This is a genomic window from Pediococcus parvulus (assembly GCF_007990205.1).
Taxonomy (GTDB): domain Bacteria; phylum Bacillota; class Bacilli; order Lactobacillales; family Lactobacillaceae; genus Pediococcus; species Pediococcus parvulus.
On the sequence record NZ_BJWE01000026.1, the window covers coordinates 1 to 24,161 of the forward strand.

The 24,161-nt window shown below is 38.7% G+C and carries 21 protein-coding genes; 14 read left to right on the forward strand and 7 right to left on the reverse strand.

Features of this window, described 5'->3' with window-relative positions:
• Positions 1–587: 587 nt before the first annotated feature.
• Positions 588–722, reverse strand: coding sequence for a hypothetical protein (locus PPA04_RS09825; RefSeq protein WP_260268012.1), 135 nt, complete (start codon positions 720–722; stop codon positions 588–590).
• A 321-nt stretch (positions 723–1,043) separates the two neighbouring features.
• Here PPA04_RS09825 and yycF point away from each other — a divergent pair, with 321 nt between their 5' ends.
• The 9 genes from yycF (at position 1,044) to PPA04_RS06320 (ending at position 11,331) form a co-directional block, all read left to right on the forward strand.
• Entirely contained in the window at positions 1,044–1,745 is a 702-nt protein-coding gene (gene yycF, locus PPA04_RS06280) for a response regulator YycF (RefSeq protein WP_057784921.1), read from the forward strand.
• A gap of 18 nt (positions 1,746–1,763) precedes the next feature.
• Positions 1,764–3,611: a cell wall metabolism sensor histidine kinase WalK gene (gene walK / locus PPA04_RS06285; RefSeq protein WP_057784922.1), complete on the forward strand. Its 1,848-nt coding sequence runs from the start codon at positions 1,764–1,766 to the stop codon at positions 3,609–3,611.
• Positions 3,608–4,927 (forward strand): YycH family regulatory protein, encoded by a 1,320-nt coding sequence (locus PPA04_RS06290; protein WP_057784923.1) that lies wholly within the window; start codon positions 3,608–3,610, stop codon positions 4,925–4,927. Before walK ends, PPA04_RS06290 begins: the two co-directional genes overlap by 4 nt.
• A 14-nt stretch (positions 4,928–4,941) precedes the next feature.
• Positions 4,942–6,012, forward strand: a complete 1,071-nt coding sequence (locus PPA04_RS06295) for a two-component system regulatory protein YycI (RefSeq protein WP_057784924.1) — start codon at positions 4,942–4,944, stop codon at positions 6,010–6,012.
• 45 nt (positions 6,013–6,057) lie between these two features.
• A complete protein-coding gene (locus PPA04_RS06300) occupies positions 6,058–6,861 on the forward strand; it encodes an MBL fold metallo-hydrolase (protein WP_057784925.1) in 804 nt (267 codons plus the stop codon).
• A gap of 110 nt (positions 6,862–6,971) precedes the next feature.
• Complete coding sequence (locus PPA04_RS06305; RefSeq protein ID WP_057784926.1) at positions 6,972–8,228, forward strand: S1C family serine protease; 1,257 nt, start codon at positions 6,972–6,974, stop codon at positions 8,226–8,228.
• A gap of 791 nt (positions 8,229–9,019) precedes the next feature.
• A complete protein-coding gene (rlmH, locus tag PPA04_RS06310; RefSeq protein ID WP_057784927.1) occupies positions 9,020–9,499 on the forward strand; it encodes a 23S rRNA (pseudouridine(1915)-N(3))-methyltransferase RlmH in 480 nt (159 codons plus the stop codon).
• Positions 9,500–9,784: 285 nt separating this feature from the next.
• A complete protein-coding gene (locus tag PPA04_RS06315) occupies positions 9,785–10,621 on the forward strand; it encodes an aminoglycoside 6-adenylyltransferase (RefSeq protein ID WP_186806967.1) in 837 nt (278 codons plus the stop codon).
• A gap of 230 nt (positions 10,622–10,851) precedes the next feature.
• The gene (locus PPA04_RS06320) at positions 10,852–11,331 is read left to right on the forward strand and encodes a GNAT family N-acetyltransferase (protein ID WP_057784928.1); all 480 of its coding nucleotides are present in this window, start codon (positions 10,852–10,854) and stop codon (positions 11,329–11,331) included.
• 48 nt (positions 11,332–11,379) lie between these two features.
• Here PPA04_RS06320 and msrA read toward each other — a convergent pair whose 3' ends face one another.
• Together msrA and nagE are read right to left on the reverse strand one after the other, a co-directional pair.
• Positions 11,380–12,228, reverse strand: coding sequence for a peptide-methionine (S)-S-oxide reductase MsrA (gene msrA, locus PPA04_RS06325; RefSeq protein WP_057784929.1), 849 nt, complete (start codon positions 12,226–12,228; stop codon positions 11,380–11,382).
• 229 nt (positions 12,229–12,457) lie between these two features.
• Positions 12,458–14,443 (reverse strand): N-acetylglucosamine-specific PTS transporter subunit IIBC, encoded by a 1,986-nt coding sequence (gene nagE, locus PPA04_RS06330; protein WP_057784930.1) that lies wholly within the window; start codon positions 14,441–14,443, stop codon positions 12,458–12,460.
• Between the two features lie 352 nt (positions 14,444–14,795).
• On the opposite strand from nagE, the gene PPA04_RS06335 reads away from it, so the two are divergent.
• On the forward strand, positions 14,796–15,137 hold the full coding sequence (locus tag PPA04_RS06335) for a hypothetical protein (protein ID WP_057784931.1): 342 nt from the start codon (positions 14,796–14,798) through the stop codon (positions 15,135–15,137).
• Between the two features lie 232 nt (positions 15,138–15,369).
• Here the strand turns inward: PPA04_RS06335 and PPA04_RS06340 are convergent, their stop codons facing one another.
• A complete protein-coding gene (locus tag PPA04_RS06340) occupies positions 15,370–16,200 on the reverse strand; it encodes an SDR family NAD(P)-dependent oxidoreductase (protein WP_057784932.1) in 831 nt (276 codons plus the stop codon).
• A 129-nt stretch (positions 16,201–16,329) separates the two neighbouring features.
• On the opposite strand from PPA04_RS06340, the gene PPA04_RS06345 reads away from it, so the two are divergent.
• Entirely contained in the window at positions 16,330–16,860 is a 531-nt protein-coding gene (locus PPA04_RS06345; RefSeq protein ID WP_057784933.1) for a TetR/AcrR family transcriptional regulator, read from the forward strand.
• Between the two features lie 49 nt (positions 16,861–16,909).
• Here PPA04_RS06345 and PPA04_RS06350 read toward each other — a convergent pair whose 3' ends face one another.
• Together PPA04_RS06350 and PPA04_RS09575 are read right to left on the reverse strand one after the other, a co-directional pair.
• Positions 16,910–18,550: a peptide ABC transporter substrate-binding protein gene (locus PPA04_RS06350; RefSeq protein ID WP_057784934.1), complete on the reverse strand. Its 1,641-nt coding sequence runs from the start codon at positions 18,548–18,550 to the stop codon at positions 16,910–16,912.
• A gap of 519 nt (positions 18,551–19,069) precedes the next feature.
• The gene (locus tag PPA04_RS09575; protein ID WP_186806968.1) at positions 19,070–19,240 is read right to left on the reverse strand and encodes a hypothetical protein; all 171 of its coding nucleotides are present in this window, start codon (positions 19,238–19,240) and stop codon (positions 19,070–19,072) included.
• Between the two features lie 188 nt (positions 19,241–19,428).
• On the opposite strand from PPA04_RS09575, the gene PPA04_RS06355 reads away from it, so the two are divergent.
• On the forward strand, positions 19,429–20,325 hold the full coding sequence (locus PPA04_RS06355) for an alpha/beta hydrolase (RefSeq protein ID WP_229923044.1): 897 nt from the start codon (positions 19,429–19,431) through the stop codon (positions 20,323–20,325).
• A gap of 37 nt (positions 20,326–20,362) precedes the next feature.
• Positions 20,363–22,324, forward strand: coding sequence for an elongation factor G (locus PPA04_RS06360; RefSeq protein ID WP_057784935.1), 1,962 nt, complete (start codon positions 20,363–20,365; stop codon positions 22,322–22,324).
• 64 nt (positions 22,325–22,388) lie between these two features.
• On the opposite strand, the gene PPA04_RS06365 is transcribed toward PPA04_RS06360, so the two are convergent.
• Positions 22,389–22,898 carry a DUF2798 domain-containing protein gene (locus PPA04_RS06365; protein WP_057784936.1) on the reverse strand — a complete coding sequence of 170 codons (510 nt, stop codon included), beginning with the start codon at positions 22,896–22,898 and terminating at the stop codon, positions 22,389–22,391.
• 262 nt (positions 22,899–23,160) lie between these two features.
• On the opposite strand from PPA04_RS06365, the gene pepI reads away from it, so the two are divergent.
• Entirely contained in the window at positions 23,161–24,039 is an 879-nt protein-coding gene (gene pepI, locus PPA04_RS06370; RefSeq protein ID WP_057784937.1) for a proline iminopeptidase, read from the forward strand.
• Positions 24,040–24,161 lie beyond the last annotated feature (122 nt).

Sequence of the window (24,161 nt, forward strand, 5' to 3'; positions counted from 1 at the left end):
GATGGCTAACTTGATTATAAAATTCGCGGTGTGATAAGAATTATAAAAGCTTTCTTTCGTGTAATTGAGCCTGTTTAATTTGTGATTTTCTGGCCTAAGAAATATATTCAAACGCTTAATTATTAATCCTATAATTTCATTAGAGAGACTATTAGAATTCATTTTGGAGTATTTGTGTAGTAGCCAATCAAAAAAATTCAGCAAAAAGATCAACATTATCTTCCCTAAATGAAATAAATAGTCCATCTTCGATTGTGTGTTCAAAATATGATACGTTTTGGATTAATATTTTTTTTTCGTGTTTGATGGTTGTTTAATGCCAAAATTAGTTAAATAGAAAAAATCATGGGTTATCCGGTATCGTTCAAAATTATTTAATAAAGATAAGTTCTCATACCTAGATAATTTTGAAAATTTTCCTTATTTGAATGAGATGTGACTAATTTTTCTACAAAAAATGGCGAGTTCTTAATTAACCATGTACTCGTCATTTTATCTATGTATGTTAATGATCGCATTAATGTTGTATTACTATACCAATGCATATGTCATCAACCTTGGCTTATCATCATTTTTTTTGCACCAAGCTACGATAGTCTTACTTTGCCCAGTTTATGGTAAATAAAGCCATTTTCTTTAAGAATTCCAGCAAAACTATCGGATAAATTACTAAAGGATTCGGTCTTCTTTAAATTGCCTAAACTTCCTAAACTAAATTTCATAATATCATCTCCTCGTTGGTCATAATATATCTCAAAAAATAAAAATGCAATACTTTTCTAATCATTTTATCATTTTTACTCATTTTTATTATAGAAAAGTATAAAACCAATTGAGTTATACGATATTTGTTGTATTGTCTGTGGAGTAAGTTACTATGGACTGATATTACACATGGTATATATCAGTAATTATGTCCCACCAATGTAACCGCTAAAAGTCGTGTGGTATAATAAGAATGCAATGTTTTTAAGCTTTTTGGCGAAAATAAGATCATATAGATTTCAATCAAAAACGACTCTGTTAAGGAGGAAACAAGTTTTATGCAAAAGATTTTAATTGTTGACGATGAAAAACCAATTTCAGACATCGTAAAATTTAATTTAACTAAAGAAGGCTATGAAGTTATTAAAGCCTATGATGGGGAAGAAGCCCTTGAAAAAGTAGAAGATGAACAACCAGATTTGATTCTTTTGGACTTGATGCTACCCAAAATTGATGGTTTGGAAGTTGCACGTCGTGTGCGTGCAAAACATAGTATTCCCATTATCATGGTGACAGCGAAAGATTCTGAATTAGATAAAGTAGTTGGCTTGGAACTTGGCGCTGATGATTATGTAACGAAACCATTTTCTAACCGTGAACTAGTTGCCCGGGTGAAGGCTAACTTGCGTCGCCAAGACCAGTTAGTTAGTTCTGAACAAGAAAGCAATGACATCAAAGTTGGTGATTTGGATATTAATCCCGATGCCTATGCGGTTTCGCGGCGTGGTGACCAGCTTGACTTGACTCATCGTGAATTTGAGCTGCTTTATTATCTAGCGCAGCACATGGGACAGGTTATGACTCGTGAACATCTCTTACAGACAGTTTGGGGTTACGATTACTTTGGTGATGTGCGGACGGTGGATGTTACGGTTCGGCGTTTGCGTGAAAAAATTGAAGAAAACCCAAGTAATCCAATCTACCTAGTTACCCGACGTGGAGTGGGATATTATTTACGGAATCCAGAAAATGAAAAATAATGGGAGCCATGTTTGGTTATGAACAAGAAAACCCGTTTCTATCAATCGATAAACTTTAAAATAGCCTTGGTATTCGCCTTGTTATTAATGATAACATTGGAAATTGTCGGGGTTATTTTTGTACGTCAATTGGAGCAACAAAATTTAAGCCAGTTTAAGAGTCAAATTCAATTAGGAACCTATGTTGATAATGAGATTTCAGAGCAACTTGGAAAAAGTAATGTCACTTCAGCAAATAAACAGATTCAACAGATTGTTTCTGATGTGAATAATACTAACATTACAGAAATTCGTGTTATTGATAACAAGGGAACCGTACGCGCGTCAAGTGATCTGAACGAACAATCAATTGTCGGTCAAAAAACAACAGATCAAGCGATTAAAAATGTGATTTATAATTCGCGTTCCTATCAACAGGTTAATTATGATCAGGGAAATAATAATCGATATTACATTTCAATTATTCCGTTAATTAGCACAAGCGGTAACACGAATACTGTGGTTGGTGCTTTATATGTGCGTGCGAATTTAGAGAGTGTTTATTCAAACGTTAATAAAATCACACTAATTTTCTTTGTGGCGGCTTCGTTTGCCATTGTTGTGGGATTGTTGCTGGCCATTATTATTTCGCGAGCCATTACGCGACCAATTGAAGAAATGAAGAAACAAACTATGCGAATTGCCCGTGGAGACTATTCTGGACACGTTCATGTGTATGGAAAGGATGAGTTGGGGCAATTAGCCTCAGCGGTAAATAACCTGTCTGTGCGTGTTGAGGAAGCACAAGAGTCCACTGAGTCTGAACAACGACGGTTGGATAGTGTGCTTGCTCACATGACCGATGGCGTTATTGCCACGGATCGGCGTGGCCGGATCACAATTGTAAATGACATGGCGCTTGATTTTTTGAGTGCCGATGCGGAACACACAGCTGGAAAATCAATTCTGGACGTTTTAGATATTCGAACCACGTATACTTTGCGAGAACTGTTAGAAAATCAAGACGATATTGTGCTGGATTTTTCAACTAAAACGCAAGATCTAATTTTGCATGCTTCTTTTGCATTAATTCAGCGAGAATCCGGTTTTATTAGTGGTCTGGTTTGTGTGTTACATGATGTTACTGAACAACAAAAAATTGACCAAGATCGTAAACAATTCGTTTCTAACGTCTCTCATGAACTACGGACACCATTGACCAGTTTAAAGAGTTACATTGAAGCTCTAACAGATGGTGCGTGGAAGGATCCTAAAGTTGCACCACAGTTTTTAAAAGTGACTCAAGAAGAAACGGATCGGATGATTCGGATGATTAATGACTTACTAAGCTTGTCACGAATGGATTCTGGAACAGCTAAACTTGATTTGGAACTTATTAACTTAAATGAGTTGTTTAACCATGTTCTGGATCGATTTGACATGATCCTAAAAACAGACGATAATCCTGATAAAAATTACATCATCAAACGTGAGTTTACGCGTCGTGATCTTTGGGTTGAAGTTGATACTGATAAGTTCCAACAAGTGTTAGATAATTTAATGAATAATGCGATCAAATACTCACCAGATGGTGGCACAATTACTTGCCGCTTGTTAGAAACGCATAATCACGTTATTTTAAGCGTTTCAGATCAAGGGCTGGGTATTCCGAAGAAGGATCTAACTCATGTCTTTGATCGATTCTACCGGGTGGATAAAGCACGTTCACGTGCACAAGGTGGAACTGGTTTGGGATTGGCAATCTCAAAGGAAATTATTTCAATGCATGGCGGCCGAATCTGGGTTGATAGTAAGGAAGGCAAGGGCTCTATATTCTACATTTCCCTTCCTTATGAGCCCTTAGACGAGGAGGATCAGTGGGAATGAGAGGAATGCGAGCTAATCGAATATTAATTCATCTTGGCCTTATTCTAGTGGTCCTTTTAAGTGTGGTTTTGTCGTGGTTTATTTGGACAAATCCGGCCCACTATGAAAAAACGAAACAACAATCAAGTCGAAATAGTAATGTAGTTCAAAGTGAACAATCGAATAAATCGGTTGGTGATATTTATTTACCAACACAGGTAATTTATCATCAATCAGATACGAGTTCGTATTTAATTAACAATACTAATGTTAGTCTAACGGATTCTATCCGAAGTGCCATCCAAAAGTGGCACTTACGTGGCGTAACGAGAAAATCGATCAATAGTCGTAAGGCGTATGAAAATTTAGTTGCCCGTGATAATACAGTTATGTTAAAGTATCCGGACAATGTGACGAGTGGTATTTTAAATGACGCGTTTGATCAGAAGACCAGGTTTAGTGGTAAATTTTCTCGAATCGTTTTTTCAGTTGATAAACGAAATGAAGTTTATCTTTTAAATGATGAAAATTATGCAATTTATAAAGTTCGAACAACTAATCAAAATCTAGCTCAGATTAAGGAACTATTGATTGGCAAGGTACAACGCTTTGCAGTGTCAGAAACGTTAATTAATCACCGTTTGATGACGAATTACGAAAATGAAGTTAAAGTTCCGGAATATAGTTATCTGGTTAATAAACAAACCGCCGCTTATTTTGTTTCAACTTTAATGGATAGTGATAATGCTTCTTCAGTGACAACTAAGGAACAAAAAGGCAAAACAATTTATAATGATAGTAATTCAAAGCGGATGACCGTGAATAACAAACGGGGCATCGTATTTTATGAAGATTTGTCGGGGAAGCAATCCTATCATACCGGGATGAGTTCAACGTTGTCCAAGAGTTTCAAAGTATTGAAACAAATGGAAGTCCCGTTGGATAACATGCGCTATTATCACTACAATGCCAAAAATAATTCCGTTGTTTACCGTAGTTACGTCGAAGGCTTTCCTATCTTTAATCAAACCGAGTACGGAACGGTTGAAGTTCAGATGACTGGTGCGAGAACAAAAGAAATTGATTTTTCGTTATACAGTTTACAAATTCCTGTACCCACAGGTAAGGAACGCACGATTTTACCATCGACGCAAACTGTTTTGGATCGCTTAGAAGCAGTTGGTTACAAATTAAGTGATATTAAGAACATTGAAATTGGTTATCAATGGACTGCAAATCCATCCAGTGATTTAGTGGTAAACCTAACACCAACTTGGTATGTGAACTACAAGAATCAATGGATTTCTTATCAAAAGTTGATTGAACAACAACCATAAGGGGATGAAAACGCATGGATTTCAAAAGAATTGAGTTAATATTTTTAACAGCATTCGCGGCACTGGATATCTTTTTAGTCATCTCCTTTTTCCAAAATAATTCTGATGTTCATTCAACTTCACAGGGAGCGAGTCATAACGCGACAATTTTGAAAGAAATGCGCGATGATTCCATTTCTTTTTCAAAGCCGTCTAACAAAAAAGGTCAAGGCTATTATATTTCAACCCAGACCTCTGGAAATAAACGGCTAAAGGAAAAAATGGAATCTTTGACTGCCCAATCAGCTAAAATGGTTAACGGTGAAATAATTAGTACGTTTAACACACCGCTAACTTTGAATACAAAAAGTCCAGAAAAAACATTGAATCAAATTGTGAACGACAGTAATCAGATTGTGAATGGGAAACATTATCAGTATGATGCCAAAACTTCTACAGGTAGTCAGATTATCTATACGCAAATGGTTTCGGGGCAACGAATTTTCTCCATATCAGGACAAATTCGATTTAAGATTAACAGTGGTGGTCAAGTGGTTGGCTACACACAGGGGTATTTGACAGATGCTAATCCATTGCGGGAAAAACAAGATACGATAAGTCAGGAACGTGCAATTATTTGGCTTTACCAGTATAATGAGGTGCCTAATGAGTCTGTTATTAAATGGGCTCGTTTAGGATATACAAGATTGTTGAGTATCCAAAAAGGATCAGTTTATGTGCCAACGTGGTACATTGCTGTCCATGGTAAAAGTAGTGCGACCCTTCAATATTATCGAATCAATGCATTTACGGGTGTAATTATGAAGTATAATACACAGGTGCAATCTTCATCTAGTAGCAGTAGCAGTTCAAGTACTGCAGAGTCTAGTAGCGAAGATGATAGTAGTCTGTTGAACCAAGCGGTTTCTAGTTCGAAACGAGCCGTGGAATCAAGTACACAGGCAAGTGTTCAAGCTACGACCAGAAGAGCCTATAGCAGCAGTAGTACATCAAGTTCAAGTACCAATGCAGTTTCAACAAGTTCGAGTGAATCAACAAGCAGCCAAGTCTCGAGCAGTAGCTCAGCTTCATCTGAAGTTCATTAGACACTTAATTTAAGTTAAATTTAGTTCGAAGGGGTAAGGAAATACATGAGTGACGACGATATGAAGATTAGTGTTTTAGCAAGTGGTAGTACTGGGAATGTGACCTATATTGAAACTCCCAAACATAAGATGTTAGTGGACGCCGGATTAAGCGGGAAAAAAATTGAAGGTTTAATGAACAGTATTGGCCGAGACCTTGCGGATGTCGATTCACTTTTCATTACCCATGAACATACGGACCACATTCAAGGGGCTGGTGTTTTGGCCCGCCGATATAACCTCGATTTATATGCTAATCAGGGAACATGGCGAGCTATAGAGCCCAAAATTGGTCCTATCCCAGAAGAAAAGAAAAACATTTTCGAAGTTGGCAAAACGAAGTCCTTTGGAGATATTGATGTGGAAAGCTTTGCAGTTTCGCATGATGCAGCAGAACCTCAATTTTATGAGTTTCATCATAATGGGAAAACCTTTGTGATTTTAACTGATACCGGTTATGTTTCAGAGCGGGTGGAAGGCCAAATTGAAAATGCGGATGCCTACTTGTTCGAAGTGAACCACGATGTAGAAATGCTGCGAATGGGTGGCTATCCCTGGCCACTGAAACAACGGATTTTAAGTGATCATGGGCATTTATCTAATGAAGCTGGCGCAAATGCGTTGATGGATGTCATGGGATACAACACAAAAAAGATTTTTCTTGGGCATTTAAGTTTGCACAATAATATGAAGGAACTTGCACACTTAACCGTGGCCTCCATGATGAAAAACAAAGATTTAGCCGTTGGTCATGACTTTCAGCTTTTTGACACAGATCATACAAAGGCAACTAAACTGACAGCAATTTAGTGAAAAATATAAAAATCATTCATATTTTCATCACAATTTATTGTTATTCTGAAAGCAGTTACAATTAATAAGGCGAAGGGGGTTTGGCGATCATTTGATCGCATATAGCTATGTTTAAAAACAAGAATTTATGGGCAGTTTTCATTACAGCGCTAGTTGCAGGTTTGATTGGTGGTGGAATTGCGTTTGGGGCAGTTAATTACTTTAGTAATCGACAAGCAGAAAACGCGACAGCCGTCCCAAGTGGTTCGAATAGTTCGGGCTCAACCAAGGTCAGCAACGTGAAGGTTAATGTGAGTGGGCAGTCTGAAAAGGCTTATAGCAGCATTAAGAATGCTGTGGTTACCGTCATTAATCTGAAGAAGGAAAGTTCAAATTCAAGTAACAGTTTATATGGTTCGATTTTTGGAGAATCGTCTTCAAGTTCGTCAAGTTCCTCAAGCTCAAGTAAGCTTGAGACATACGCAGAAGGTTCAGGAGTCATTTACAAAAAGAGCGGAAATGCGGCTTACGTAGTGACAAACAACCATGTTATTTCGGGTTCAAACGCCGTTGAAATAATTATGAGTAATGGTAAGAAAGTTTCAGCTAAGGTTGTAGGTAAGGATTCCGTCACCGATTTAGCAGTTTTGAAAATTAACTCTTCTGTAGTGACAACCGTTTCCAGCTTTGGTAACTCGAATAACATTAAAGTTGGTGAAACGGCGCTAGCGATTGGTTCACCACTTGGTTCAGATTATGCTACTTCCTTAACACAAGGAATCATTTCTGCGAAGAAACGAACCGTTTCAACGACGAATGAATCTGGTCAAGAAACTGGGGAAGCTACAGTTATTCAAACAGATGCCGCAATCAACTCTGGTAACTCAGGTGGTCCTTTGATCAACTTAGCAGGTCAGGTAATTGGCATTAACTCCATGAAATTATCAAGCAGTTCATCTGGTACAAGTGTTGAAGGAATGGGTTTTGCAATTCCATCTAATGAAGTGGTTACGATTATTAATCAGTTAATTAGTAAAGGTAAGATTGTTCGGCCAGCGTTAGGAGCTTCTTTGATTGATTTAACAGACATTACGTCTAGTCAACAGAAGTCAATCCTCAAGCTACCATCAAGTGTCAATGAAGGCGCTGTGATCTATCAAACGTATGCAGGCTCACCAGCACGTACAGCAGGCTTGAAGAAGTATGATGTCGTCACGAAATTGGATGGCACAAAGATTACCAGTGTGGCAACCTTGAGGGATAAACTTTACAAACTTAAGATTGGCGATAAAGTGAAAATTGGTTGGTATCATGGTAGCACTTATAAGACAGCCACCATTCACTTAACAGAAACCACAACGACACTAAGTTCACAGGCAAAATAAATTATGAATATTAGAAAAGACGTCAAGTTAGGCTTGGCGTCTTTTTTTTGTGGAAAACAAGGCCGAATCAGGCCATGAGGTTAAGAGAGATCGCGTGTTTCTATTCTTGTCTTTAATTGGCTAGTGTAATCCCCAAAAGAAAATTACTAACTACTTCAGATGGATGTATCTATGCGTTGTTTTTTATTACGGACAAATAGTGTAGAATTATACACAGGAAATGTATATAAATGGCTGAACTGGGCGTTTTATAACAAGTTTGAATTACTTTTGAAAATCCACTTTATTTTTGGAGTAAATTGTGGTTCCGAATGATTTTAAATATTCTAAAGTTTTTCTTAAGGAAAGACGGGAATTTATCAGAAGAAAAACGAACATTGCCCTCATCAATAATTATGGATTGTTCAGATCAAAAATAAGCTGTGAAAAACAATTGTGGACAACTGTGGATAACTTTGTGAATAACTAAAATGACATTTTGAAGCGATGACCTAAATCAGGTTGGTATAAGTAATGAAATGGGTTTAAAAGTTATCCACAGGTTGGGACGGAAACTGTGGACTAAATTTGTTTCACAAAATTATGAACGCCACAAATGCAGATATATCAGCGTTTCCAGCCTGTGGATACGAACATGTGTTACTGTTGAAAACAGTGGATAACTAAATTTTATGTTGACAAGTTGGGGATAGCTCATGTTGTGGTGGTGGAAAAATGACCCCTATATATGGGAATCTTATTCACCAGCCTGTGGATAACTTTGTGAATAACTTGTGTAAAGGAGTATTTTTATGAACATCAAGTTTATTGTTGTGGGAAAACTCAAAGAGAAGTATTTTAAACAGGGAATTGCCGAATATGCAAAAAGACTCAGTAAATTCTGCAAGTTTAGCATCGTCGAAGTTCCCGATGAGAAGGCTCCGGAATCTCTAAGTGACGCAGAGATGGCTGATGTGAAGGAAAAAGAAGGAGAACGAATTCTAAATAAGATCAAAGAACGTGAGTATGTGTACAGTTTGGAGATACTAGGTAAAGAACGTTCGTCAGAAGAATTTGCTAAGGAGATCGATCAGTTGGCAACGTACGGTCACTCTGATCTCACATTTGTGATTGGTGGGTCACTCGGATTGAGTCCTGAAGTGATCAAACGAGCAAATGCACACATCTCGTTTGGTCGGTTTACATTGCCACATCAGCTGATGCGGTTAGTGTTAGTGGAGCAAGTTTACCGTGCGTTTATGATTAATGCAGGAAGTCCGTATCATAAATAAAATTGCGTGCAAAAAGGCAATTAATTAATGAAGCCCATCGTAGCGGAGAATTAATGTTTATACTGAGATGGAAAAACCATACTATCTGAAACTATGTTTTTCCAGGCTAGTGTTTTGTACAATAGTTGTTTGTCATAATTCATTTTTTCTTTGTCTTAATTACGTTTGGCTTACTATTTAGTTAGCAAGTGGGACTTTTTCAATAAATTTTCGTTATGTGTTGGCATACGGTAGCCTTTAATGTTGCGTACTGATTTTGTGAATGATAATCAAAGGAGCATGTTGATGATTACTACTGATTTAGATAAATTAATCAAACTTGCAAGTGATAACAAGAATATTATTGCCATTGGTACAGAAGGTGCGTCAAATGATAGCACACAAATTAGCGATGAGTGGACAGATCTAGATGTCACACTTTTTGTACGTGAACCAGCGCGCGAAGATGGTTGGTGGTGGCTCCAACAGTTAGGCGAGCCAACGATCGTTCAATTTATTGAAACACAGGATCTGTTTGGCCCGCATAGTGGCAAGTGGTTTTCATGGCTTACACGCTATACTGGCACGCGACGTATTGATTTTAAAATGACATCAGTTAAGGCAGAAGCTGCTTATTTGAGCAATGACACATTAAACAAAATTGTTTGGCGCCAAAATAAGGGGCGAGTCCCACCGCGCAAAACTAATGCTCAATCGCATTTTATTTCGTTACCCAATCAAGACAGTTTTCAAGAACATGTGCGAGAATTTTATTGGTGTGCCGGCAATGTAGTTAAAGGCTTGGCACGGCAAAATCTAGTGTATGCTAACGAGCAATTTAATCGATATGTTCGTCCAGAACTACTAACTTTACTGGAAATGCGCGCAACCATGCAACAAAATGGACGATTTGATGCTGGTGTGACGGGAAAGTTTATCGAGCCAACGTTAAGTGCAGTTGAAAAAACACAATTATCTGCAACTTATCAGCAAACCTCGTTGCCGGAAACTAAAGCAAGTTTGCGTAAAGTACTGCAATTATATCGCGGCGTAAGTGAGCAAATCAGTGGTAACTATAATTTTGACTTACCGAAAACAATCACAAAAGTTTATCAACAATTCAATATGTGGTTAAGTGCTTAATTTGGAGGTTTGATAATGACTGACATATAAATGATGAGTCGGCAATAAGTGATCCGTGATCTGTCGTAGCATAGAAGACCCAGAATCCGCCAATAATTATCGTACATTAAGGCAAACGAAGAGCTTTATTCGCTGGTCTTTAACAAATGAACTGGACGAAAATATTGCCGTTTTTGTGGATCGCTTTAGAAAAGCGATGTTTGAATAAACTATAAAAGAAGGTAAATCGCATGATTACATACCGATTATTTAGGCCAGAGGATGCTAATGATGTTGCCAAAGTGATTGCTGAAACACTGAGAGTTTCCAATCGAAAAGATTATTCGCAGGAATACATTGAAGCCGATATTAAACGTATGAATGCAAAATTTTTTATAAATAAAGCAAAACAAACACATTTTTATGTATTTCTTGATGCAGATCGAATTATTGGTACTGGAGCTATTGGGTCATATTGGGGAAGTACTAAGGAATACAGTTTGTTTGATATTTTTATTTTGCCTAATTTTCAGCATCGAGGGATTGGTCGTCTGATTATTGAAACTTTGGAAAAAGACAGCTATTTTCTGAAGGCAACGCGGGTTGAAATCCCAGCCTCTATCACTGCACTACCTTTTTATCAACACATGAATTATAGGTTTAAAGATGGACAGCGCAAGCCCGATAAGGAACAGCTTTATCGATTAGAGAAATTTCCAAAAATTGATTAAATTATAGAAAACAAAATGACACGACTTCAAGCGAAGCACTTAGTCGTGTCATTTTTTGATTCCGGTTTTTATTAATTTGTTTAAACTGACCCGTACTTTACCCCAAAAATGCTGCATAGCCAGATACTGTCGGCGTGCATGTGCCATCTTTTTATATCTAACTGGATTCTTTTTGTAAAACTCTTGATGGAAGTTTTCGGCAGGCCAAAATTTGGTGGCAGGTAAAATTTCAGTTACAATCGGATGTTTATATTTCCCAGATGCCCTTAATTTTTGTTTGGAAGCTTCCGCAATTTTTCGTTGCTGAGCGCTTTGAACGAAAATAATTGGGCGGTATTCCTCACCGCGATCGTTAATCTGGCCCATATTGTCAGTAGGGTCTGTAATTTGCCAATAAAGGGCCACCAGTTCATTATACTTAATAATTCGGGTATCAAAGACAATTTCCACTGCTTCAACGTGGCCGGTTTGTTGGCCCACTACTTGTTCGTAAGTTGGTTGATTGACGTTTCCTCCAGTGTAGCCAGATAAAACGGAAACAATGCCAGGTCGCGTCTCAAAGGGCTCCACCATGCACCAAAAACAGCCACCGGCGAATATGGCCCGTTCATAGTAAGGATTAGATAGATTTTGGTGTTTTGCGACATCAAACGGGGATGATTTTTCCGCATCATCAGTTATTTTTGCATAAAAATCCGCCACATCAGGAGTCAGGTTATCACGCCAAGCTAAAGGGCGCAGCGCAAATTCTAGTTGGTCAAGTTCTGTGTTGAAATGTGCGCCTTTTTCGACAGCGTTTTTCATTGTGAGCAATTGAGTTCGTTCCCAGACTCTGGTTGCGGGGTTTAAAATTAGGTTATAAATATCGCGCATAGTTGTTTGTTCATCGACCTTCATTTTGCTTCCTCCTCCCAACTTTGCAAATGCATTATGCAGGAATTGCGGGCGAATTGCACCTATTTTGATTTTCGTTGAAAACTCAGAATTTAATGAATTGCATAAAAAGGTGTTAGCTGTATTTAACTCAGTTAGCACCTAATTTTTAAATTAAGAACAAGAAAAGATCGTTCCTAAAAGAACGATCTTTATTGTGGGACTTATTAATTTGAATTGATGAGAAGGAAATTTACTTTAATATAACTTTGACAACTTCTTCATCAGTACCAACCTGGCGGGCAAGGCCGTCAAACTTCATATAACCTACAGCAGGCATATTTGTAATGATGACAATCATTGTTGTACCCTTGCCAGAGTGATTGATAGCTTGTAGGTCAGCAGTAGCAAGTAAATCACCATGACGAACCTTTTGACCTTCAGAAACGTTTACTGTAAAAGGTTCTCCCTTAAGTTCAACGGTATCTAATCCCATGTGAACCAAGATTTCTAAGCCATCATCGGTTTTAATTCCGATCGCGTGTTTAGTAGGGAAAACGGTCATGATCTCACCATCAACAGGTGAAACAACTTTACCATCTGAAGGTTCAACAGCATAGCCATCACCTAGCATCTTTTGGGAGAAGGTTGGATCTTTCACATCTTCAATTGCAAGTAATTGACCAGCGGTTGGAGTATAGAAGGTGTCAACTGCACCAGAATTAACATCTTCACTTGTAATAGGTTCAGGAGTTGGTGCAGCTGTAGTAGTAATTTTTCCTACTGGAGCGCCTTCTTTATCAAGTTTGGTTAACGCATCAGCGACAAATTGAACTTCAGTTCCAATTACAATTTGAAGATTGGACTTATCTAGAACGTTGATACCAATAGCACCAGCCCCTTTAATAGCGCCTTTATTAATTGTATCGGTATCTTTTAATTGCAAACGAAGACGGGTTGTACAATTATCGATAGCAGTGATGTTATCTTTACCACCAATAGCTGCATAAATCTTTTTGGCTTGAATGCTGTATTTATCATCACTATCATCGGTATCGATTGCGACATCGACACCTTCGGCTGCATCCGCTTCGATAGGTTCACGACCGGGAGTCATTAAATTGAATTTTTTGATTGCAAAATCAAATCCAAAGTAGTAAATAACAGCCATGACAAGACCTTGAACGATTAGCATGTAGGGCATGTTAGCAATCGGCATGCGTGAACTTAAGACGAAATCGACTAAGCCAGCGCTAAACGTAAACCCGGCAGTCCAATGCATAAATGCTGCAAAGGCTAAGGATAAACCAGTGAAAACGGCATGAATTACGTATAAAGGCCATGCAACAAACATGAATGAGAATTCCAATGGCTCAGTTACACCAGTGAAGAATGCCGCGAAGGCGCCAGCCATCATCAATGAAGCTGTTTCTTTTTTACGTTCAGGACGGGCGTTACGATAAATCGCCAGGGCACCGGCTGGGAGTCCAAACATCATAACAGGGAAGAAACCACCCATGTACATACCGGTAACCCCTTTAACCCCCTGGTTAGCCCAGAATTTACCAATATCATTAATTCCGGCAACGTTGAACCAGAATACTGAGTTTAAAGCTTGATGTAAACCAGTTGGAATCAATAAACGATTGAAAAATCCATATAATCCAGCACCAACAGCACCTAAACCAACGAAGAATTTGCCAAAAGCAACTAGAGCTTCGTATACTGGTGGCCAAACGAATAATAATAGCACTGTAACAAATAACATAACTAAAGCGGACATAATTGGAACTAGTCGTTTGCCGCTAAAGAATGATAAGGCCATCGGTAATTTAGTTTCGTGGAATCGGTTGTAAAGTGAGGCTGCAATTAGTCCAGCAATAATACCGATAAAGACATTACCACTAAGGGCACTAAAGGATGGATCTACTTGAGTTACCTTAATGTTTTTTAATAAGGCAACTGAAGCTGGTGCTAAAACAGAGACAGGGACAAAATAAGCAACAACACCAGCTAAAGCGGCGGCACCATCTTTGTCCTTTGACATACCAAGTGCAAGACCAACTGCGAATAAAAGCGCAAGTTGACCAAGAATGGCATTACCACCGGCTTGCAAGAATTGCGCCACGGCCCATTTTGCAGGTAACCAGTGACCAATACCGACTAATAATGCGGCGGCAGGTAAAACAGCAACGGGCAGTTGTAAAGAACGACCCATGCGTTGAAGATATGATTTCATATAGAATACTCCTCCTTTTGGAAAGTGAAAAAAGTTATAAATGCATAATGCGTTTTCCATAATAACGCCTAAACAAGCGCTTACACAACCCCGTTGCTGTTGAAATTGACTGATATTACATGTGGTCTATACCGATTGAAAAGAACACATGAGTCACTTCATGAGGGTTTATATTTTATTGGTATAAAATTTGAAAAATTACCTTATTGGGGCTTAAATACTCAAATGATTTAAATTTTTTGAAATTATTTTGAAAGCATTTCAATTTATGCTGTGGGTTCATTTCAGTACTTTAAGTCAGCTTGCGATATAATAGATTTAACAAAGACATTTAAGAGAACAAGGAGAATATATGATATTTACTGGAATTATGATCGTTATCTTTATTGCCCTGGGAGTGGTTTGGTATGTGCTTCAAAAACGAATTACGGCACTAAAAAAGCAGTTCACACTTGAGCAAATTACTGATGTGATGACCAAAGATAAAAGTGTGGTTAAAACGATAAAACAGGCTCGTGTTTTGCAGGGCATTTCCTTTATCGCTGTTTTACTTATTTTGTGGACAATTTTTGAGAATTATCCAAACAGCTATTATCTGGTTTTGCTGAATGTGATGCAACTCACGACGACTGCTCGGCAATATTTCTTGTACCTAGCTTGGCAGCGATGTGCATTCTTAATTAACGGAAAATAAGACAAGCGCAATTAACGATTTTGGAAATAACCCAAAACCTAGTTAACTGCACTTGTTTAATTATAGATATTTATTACTCAACTCGTTTGATTTTGCCCACTGCAGTGACAGATATAACAAAATCAGCGACCATGTCGGCGATCTCAGGAATTGTCTGTTGTGATGAAAAATGTTTCACGTGAAAATATATATACAAAAAACTTGCAGAAATTGACTGCAAGTTTTTTTGTGATTATTTAGTTCGTTTAGCTAAACGATTTAATACAGCTAGTGATGCCGCACGATAAATCCGTGGGTAGGCTCGGACAATGTGCACGATCGCGCGGTCTCCAAATGAACGGAAATAACGGTGTTTCGGTTTCGAGTCGGTCGCTGCTGCATAGAAGACTTTAGCTAAGTCAGCTGAAGTTGCCCCACTTTGACCTTCAAATGAGCCAAAACTCTTAGCTAATGAATTAACGAAGGGTAAGTAAGCAGAATCTGGCTTGAGATTTTTGCGAATATTGTCCATGGTGATTGCAGACCAAGATGATTGGGTGCCACCGGGTTGAACAATTACTGATCGAATTCCAAATTGTTGAACTTCAACATCTAAGGTGTCACTCCATTGTTGTAAAGCTGCTTTAGTTGCGTGATAGTAAGCGTTTAGTGGGATATAAAGGTCACCACCGATTGATGAAATATTGACAATTCGGCCAGAGTTTTGTGCACGCATAGTTGGCAAACTTAGCTTAGTTAATTCAGCTGCGCCAAAGAAATTAGTCTCGAATTGTTTTCGGACATTTTCAATTGAAACATCTTCAACAGGACCACCTTCACTGTAACCCGCATTATTAATAAGCACGTCTAGTCTTTGCTGTTCTGATAAAATGGTTTGAATAAAATTGTGATTAGACTCTGAATCCGTGACGTCCAGTTTGATGGCATGAATGTTGGCGCTGGTTGGGATCTTTTCAACTCGACGGGCACCACCATAAACCACCCAGCCTTTTTCAGCAAATAGTTGTACAGCTGCTTTGCCCATCCCACTACTGGCACCTGTAATTGCGATTACTTTTTTCATGCGATATTATCCTTCTTCCTTTGAATATGTTACTGTTGTAACAGTTAGTAATTGAAGAAAGTGTACCGCCAATTTTAAGTCATTACAATCACTTCAGAGCCAGAAGTGACAAAAGGAGTAAACATGTCAATGACCAAACGATCAAACGAAACGGAAGCCTACATATTGGGCGCATTGGAGCGTTCATTAAAGAAGAAAGCATTTGCGGAAATCTCAATCACGGAATTAGCAAAAACAGCCGGTGTCTCACGGATGACTTTTTATCGATACTATCAAAACCCGACCGAAATATTGACTCACGAAATGAGCAGGATAATGACCGAATTAACAACTAAAGTTGATTTTGATGCCATGATTCCCCATGAGGGCTTAGTTTATATCATGCGATTTCTTAAAGCCAATGGCGATTTTATCAAAGTGTTAGTTGCGGCCAATGAACAGGATATGTTGCGTGATAGTATTGCCAAAACTTTGGTACAATTATCCCATCACAAGGGACAGCTCCAAGATCTGAATTCTCGTGAAATTGCCTACTATGCGCGCTACCATTCTACAGGTTTAACGAGCGTAATTGTCGACTGGATTACCAAAGCTGGACCAGAGACGCCAGAAGAATTGGCAACGTTTTTGGAACGGATTGGTGAGGGAGCCGAAACTTAGCAGATTATAAAAATTGGGCCGCCCCATCAAGGGTAGTCCGATTTTATCATTATTTGACATAAGTACTGCGGAAATCTAATGCACCACTAAATTTATTGTAAATAACACCATGCAAGGATGATTTCACTAATAAACGCGAACGGCTTTCGTATAGCGGTGTAACCGCCTGATCTTTGACAGCTGTTTTGGCTGCGTCCACAAGATCTTGATAACGTTTAGTAGGATTCAAAGCATCCTTTCCATCGGCAGCGTTCATGGCATTGTCATAGGTTTTACTTTGATAATGGCCCATGTTGGAGTTGCTGGTAGACGTCAAAATGGTCAAAGCTTGCGTCGGATCAGCAAAATCCATGCCCCAACTAGTTAAATTAAGCTGGAAATCTCCTTGAGAGACTTTTGTTAACATTGAAGGGAATGGCATAGTGCGCACGTTGACCTTCAAGCCATTTAAATGATTCATCAACTGGCCTTGAATGAAAGTAGCTGCATGTTGGCTCGTATCATCGTTGGCGCAAGTGATTGTTAGAGTTAATTGCTGTTTTCCTAATTGTTTTTGTGCAGTTTTATATAGAGTTTTTGCTTTGGCAATGTTGTATGCCATAGAGCTCGAAATGTAAGCATCGTCGGCAAAATCTTTACCTGTCTGGGGGTTCTTCAACATATTGTGCACCCCAAACGTCTTGGCAGAGGTAGAGCCATTTTCAAGAATTTTATCCACTAATTGCTGACGATTAATAGTGAGTGAAATTGCGGTGCGTAGATCTTTGTTGGCCGCTGTTTTATCTTTTTCGTTATACTGAATGAAACCAACTCGGCCGGAGGACAAAGTCTTTAATTCTGGATTGTCCTTGTTTTGGACATTTTCTTCGCCGGCTAAAGTAACCATAGCCAGCTTATTGGCTTGGTACAAATTGTAAGCCGTTGAAGTGGCCTTGATTACCTGATAATTGATTTTAGCGAGCTTTACAATTTTATGATCTCTGTAAGTTGGGTTCTTGACCAAACTCCAATTATCATTAGTTCCGTTCCAGCCTTTCAAAACGAATGGCCCATTGTAGATCGTTTTTTTAGCGGTCATGCCGTATTTAGAACCATATTTTTCAACGGCTTTTTGGCTAATTGGATAGAAAGTTGTGCCTGATAAAAGCTTCTTGAAGTACGGAATGGGTTTGCTTAAATGGACCTTTAGCTGATACTTACTAGTCGCAGTCACGCCCAATGTGGCAGGGGACTTTTTGCCAACCATAATGGCGCTGGCATTTTTGAAATTGGCAAACAAATAAGTGAATTCAGATTTAGTTTTAGGATCTAGCGTCCGTCTCCAAGAATAAACAAAATCGTTGGCTGTGACTTTTTCACCGTCACTCCACCGGCCATTGTGGCGTAAATTAATAGTATATGTTTTACCATTTTTGGAAACGGTGGTTTTGGTTGCTAATGCATTGACCGGATTACTATTTTTGTTTAATCGGTAAAGGCCTTCATCGACTTGACTGAGTTGACTACTAGAAACGCCGTCGGTTATTTTTGAAGCGTCTAAACTGGTAAGATTAGTGGTTTCGTATAAATTGATTTTTTGTGCGGGTGCTGCCTGAGCTTGTTTAGAATTGGCATGAATGCCGAAACTGACGCCGCCGATCAGAATGATACCTGCAATAAGTAATGCCTTTTTGTTTGTAAAAATACTCATGATTGATTTCCTCCAAATATGTTGAATAATTTGTCTTGAAATTGATCAATGAGCGTTGCCATCGTTGTATTTCCATGTGTTTCACCCCGTTTGAGAAATCAAAAAACCGTCCTTAACAGCCAATGTGTTAAGGACGGGTTTTTCACCGCGGTGCCACCTCAATTGGGTTCATTTTAGATTCGCGAAAAGTCTAAAGATGCACCCCTACTTTACAGAGAACGAACATTCTCCTGACAACTGACGTATGTCATGACGTCTTTTCGTACTTTCGAAATTTCGGAAAAGCCCTCGGTGGTCCATTTAATTACTTGCGTTCGGTCATACTCTCAGCGACGATGACTCTCTGTGTGTGCACAGTAATCTTGATCTCCACCTCATCGGTTTTTAAGGACGATTCTAAGTTGCCATTATCATACAGCGGGTGATGGGAAGTTGTCAACTAGAAAATTTACTATAAGACAAATTCTAATTTTAAAAAATTTCTTATTGAAATTAGAGTGTCGCCAAACCGTACCAAATTTACTTAAAATTATTCCAGTTTATAAATACCCTTTTAAGATCTGCATCAGTTATATATTGTTTTAAAAAGTTAAATTCATTAGTTATAAAATGATCATCATGCATAACTAACACGGTAATATCAATGGATCGCTTTAAAAGTGCTACCCCTTCTTCTTTTTCGTTTTGCATATACTTAACCAATCCTTCAAGAGAAAAATAAGTGTTCTAGTTATTATAATATTGATTTCCTTGTATCTGATGACGCATAATTAGAAGATGGTAAAGATGGGAGCGTTTAAGTAAATAGGCTTCGAGTATAAATTTTGTAATCTTTTGTTTCGTGTTCTTGCATGGATATTTTTTGGGGGAGTATAACCATGAAAAGCTATAAGAATAGTAAAGCTATTAAACGGTTAACTAATGTAATTAAAAAGCATATTAAGTTCAGTTTGATGTTATTAATAATCATGCTAGTTTTGGTTGCTATTATAGGGATGTACGTTCATAACAGTCAGGAAAAAGTCGCTAGCAAATATCAACAAACAAATATTCCGACGTTATTTTTACATGGATTTGGCAGCAGCTATCATGCGGAACAACACATGGTTAGAGCAGCTAAAAGTGCTCATGCAACAAATGGGGTCATTCGCGCAGAAGTGTCTAAAACTGGAAAAGTTACTTTAGTCGGACATTTCCGAAAAAAAGTTATCAATCCAATTGTGATGGTAAATTATCAAAATAATCACGAGAAAAGCTATCGAACTGACGGCAAGTGGTTACGAGACGTTTTAAATAAGATTCAACAAACCTATCATTTCAAAAAATTCAATATCGTTTCTCACTCCGTTGGTAACGAAGCAGTAATGTACTATATGGCTGATTTTGCTCCAAAACATAAAGGATTACCTCAACTCAATAAGGAAGTAAATATTGCCGGCCATTTCGCAGGTATTCGTGGATATGATGCAATTAAACACAACTCGATAAATGTACAGGGGAAACCAAAACGGATGATTGCAACATATCGTTCGTTACTGAAGTTGCGAAAAACCTACCCTAAAAATGTTTCAGTTTTAAATATTTATGGAAATATTGGTGATCATAGTGATGGTAGAGTGCAGAATTACTCCTCAAAATCATTAAAATATCTTGTTGGAAGCCGTGCTAAATCATATCAGGAATTAGAAATTAAGGGTTCACAAGCGCAACATAGCAAATTACATTCAAATCCTAAAGTTGACCAGACACTATTGAAATTTCTATGGGAAAAATAAGTGAAGTAATTTTTTGCCAAATCAAGGGGGTATTACCATGAAACACATTGTAGCCGGGATCGTCGCCCACGTTGATGCGGGGAAAACCACGCTTTCAGAAGCCATGTTGTACCGCACAGGCGAACTACGAAAACTTGGGCGGGTGGACAATGGGGATGCCTTTCTTGATACCGATGACCTCGAGAAAAAACACGGAATCACGATTTTTTCACACCAGGCTAGTCTTCAGTATCACAAGCTCGAACTTACTTTATTGGATACACCGGGACATGTGGATTTTGCCGCACAAACGGAACAAGTTTTAAGTGTACTGGATTACGCCATTCTCGTCATTTCTGCAACTGATGGAACTCAAGGATACACACGGACACTTTGGCGACTGCTCGAACGTTATCATGTGCCAACTTTCATTTTTGTAAATAAGATGGATGCCAACGGTGCCGATCGCAATGCGGTGCTTGATCAGCTACAGAGCGTGTTTTCGGTGGGATGTATTGCGTTTAATTCAAGTGCTGACAACACAGATATTTCAGAAGAAATTAGTGAAGAAATTGCAATGTGTGATGATGAGGTTCTTGAAAGCTTTTTGGATTCAGGACACCTTGAAGACGATACGGTCCGTCGGCTAATTAAACAACGAAAGGTCTTTCCTTGTTATTTTGGTGCTGCGCTCAAATTAACCGGCGTTGATCAAGTTTTAGCGGGTCTTGACCGTTGGACTAGTGAAACAAAATATCCCCAAGAATTTGGAGCACGAGTTTTCAAAATTTCTCATGATGAAAAGGGTGAACGGTTAACTTGGATTCGCATGACTGGTGGTATTCTACATACAAAAGATGTTTTAGTAGATGATGAAAAAGCCAATCAATTACGAGTTTACAATGGTGATAAATTTACAGGCCCACAACAAGTTTTGGCTGGTGGTGTTTGTGCGGTCACGGGGTTGACGGGAACTTATCCAGGTCAGGGACTTGGAAATCAACACGATGGTGATAATCCGACAATTCAACCGGTTTTAAACTATGCATTGGATCCTAAAAACAATGATATTCATACGTGTTTAACAGCTTTACGGCAGCTCGAAGATGAAGATCCGCAACTGCACGTTTCCTGGTCCAGCCATCTTCAAGAAATTCGGATTCAAATTATGGGTGAAATCCAGTTAGAAATATTGCAGCAAATTTTGCTTGAACGGTTTAATTTGGACGTTGGTTTTGGAGAAGGGAGCATTTTATACCAGGAAACCATTACCAAACCTGTGGAAGGAGTTGGCCATTTTGAGCCACTGCGGCATTATGCGGAGGTTCATTTGTTATTGGAGCCGGCGCCAACCGGAAGTGGGCTGACGTTTGCGACAGATTGTAGCTTAGATGTGCTTGGTAAAAATTGGCAGCATCAGGTATTAGCTAACCTCCATGCCAAAGAGCACCTAGGTGTTTTGACGGGAGCCCCAATTACGGATATGAAAATCACGCTTGTGGGCGGCAGAGCAAGCAACGTTCATTCGGTCGGTGGTGATTTCAAAGAGGCCACTTGGCGGGCAGTCAGACAAGGCTTGATGATGTTGAAACAACGTGATGACTGTCAATTATTGGAGCCGTGGTATCAATTTCGATTAGAAGTTGGCAAAGATCAAGTTGGACGGGCGATGACTGATATCCAACGCATGAATGGCAGTTTTGAAACACCAGAAATGGCTACTGGAGATAACGATCCGAATAGCGAAATGACCCTATTGACGGGAGTTGCACCAGTTTCAGAAATGCAAGGATATGCCCAAGAAGTCCGGGCTTATACGCATGGACAAGGTCAATTGGAATGCATCATTGATGGGTATCTGCCTTGTCACAATGCAGAGGAGATTATTTCGAGTCTGAAGTACAAGCCAGTTTCAGATTTGGAAAATACGCCGGATTCTGTTTTCTGTGCTCATGGAGCTGGCTACCCAGTCGCGTGGGATGATGTGCCAGATATGGCGCATGTGGCGTATAGATATTAACAGAAAATCTACGGTAACAAAAACGGCTACAATCATCCGATTGTGGCCGTTTTTGTGGTATTATTTATTCAATTTCTTCATCAACTGTTTCTTGTGTAGCTTGTTTCTTATCAGTTGCGGTTTGCATGATCCCTAGCACTGCACGGGCAATTGGACCGACAATGAGAAGCTGAAGTGGTAAAGCAACAATTAGGTTAAATCCCCAAGTGTGCAAGTAAGTCATCAAAAGATTACCGCCAAAATTGTGTGCCATAATCATTCCGAAAAGTGACATACATGTTACCATTCCGAGGACCATCAATACTGAAATGGTAATTCCGATGAGAACCACATTTTTCTTCATATAATCATTAATGATATATTTGAATGCAAATTTCTTGGCAATTGGGCCAACCACTAGCAAGTCTAAAATAATTGCGGCAAGTAAGCCACCTGGATATTCAGAGATGGTGTTTAACATAACTCCCTTAGTGAATCCTTGAACTAGTAAAACGTTATAGCAAACCATCACAAAAACCATTAATCCGGCCATGATGGCAGTGAAAACAACTTCTTCTTTTAAATTTCTTGGCATCTTATTCTCCTTCGTGTTTTTGAGCAACATTAGTTAGTATACCGGGAAATTAAGAAGCTTCGTAAGTTACGTTTGTATAACGTTTTTGTAAGGGCTTAATAAAATAATGTGAGGATTGATGATAAATATGAAAATTAGGATTATTGGGTCAGGAAAAAGTTTGGTCCTAGTTGCAACTCAAGTCCTCTTTTTAATGCAACAATGATATTCAGGAGTACAATTAAATTTAGCACCACTATTTTACATAAAAGGACTTGAGAATATGAAAATTGAAGAAGGATATATGCCATTTCACGGCTACAAGACTTATTATCGGATTGTCGGAGAACCAAGTAAGGATAAGGCACCGCTATTATTAATTCATGGTGGCCCTGGTTCATCACACAACTATTTTGAATTGTTGGATGATTATGCCAAAACTGGTCGGCAACTTATCATGTATGATCAAGTGGGCTGTGGAAAATCGTCACTTCCTGAAGATGAAGGCGTTTATGTGAAGGAAACGTGGGCAGAAGAATTGGTTGCTTTACGTAAATATCTCCACTTAGACGAGATTCACATGTTGGGCCAATCATGGGGCGGCATGCTAGAAATGTACTATTTAACTAGTTACGATCAAAAAGGAATCAAAAGTGTCATGATTGATGGCTCACCAGCTTCAATCAAATTGTGGACTCAAGAACAACACCGTTTGATTTCATACTTAAGTTACGAAGACCGCGCAGCCATTGCGGAAGCTGAAAGAACTGGTGACTTCAGCGGTCCTAAGTATTTAGCTGCCAACGATCGTTACATGGAGCGTTATTGTTGGGATGATCCCGATGAAAATTCACCAGAACCTTTGCGCAGAGCTACCAACGGAAAACGAGCTAGTTTGATTGCTGAAGGTCCCAATGAGTTTACAGAAAACGGCACAATCAGTGATTATGATGTGACGGATCAACTTAAAAATATTCACGTACCTGTTTTAGTGACTAATGGAACCGATGATTTATGTACGCCATTGATCGCAAAATCTGTTTATGATCATATTCCTGGTGCCAAATGGCATTTGTTTGCTAATAGTCGCCACTTAGCCCTTTTGGATCAACACGATGAATTTATTGATGTGCTGGACCATTGGTTGGCGGAGAACGATTAAAATTAAATAGAATTATAGAACCCGTTTAAATCTGACACTTTCAGGTCTAAACGGGTTTTAATATGGGGAACTAAAGGTTGAAACCACAAAAACTTATCTTGTTGCTTGATACGAAAACGTTT